Origin of the sequence: Mesorhizobium sp. M8A.F.Ca.ET.165.01.1.1, from assembly GCF_004792065.1 — a bacterium.
Taxonomy (GTDB): Bacteria; Pseudomonadota; Alphaproteobacteria; order Rhizobiales; family Rhizobiaceae; genus Mesorhizobium.
The window spans coordinates 1-313 of record NZ_SRTH01000187.1; the positions used below are offsets into that span (position 1 = coordinate 1).

At 66.1% G+C, this 313-nt stretch carries 1 pseudogene; it reads left to right on the forward strand.

Going from position 1 to position 313, the window contains the following annotated elements:
• Positions 1-313: pseudogene (locus EN808_RS35680) on the forward strand (3-methyl-2-oxobutanoate hydroxymethyltransferase); the annotation flags it as partial.

Consider the following 313-nt stretch of genomic DNA (forward strand, 5'->3'; position numbering starts at 1 on the left):
CGAAAGAGACCGACCGTGGCCGATCTGCGCGCCATGAAGGGCAAGCGACAGCTGACCATGCTGCGCGTGCTGACGCTCGATGAGGCCGAAGCCGCTGAGCGCGCCGGCATCGACATCGTCTCGGTGCCGCCGGAACTGGTGCTCAATCCGCAGTACCGCGACGCGGCGCCCAGCCTCTTCACCATGCCGGGCGAGAATTTTTTCGAGATCGGCACGGCGGACGATTTCCTGCGCTGGTCGTTCCGGCTCTACAAGGCGGGAGCCGACGCCGTCTATTGCAGCGCCGGCCATGCCACCATCAAGCGGATGGCCG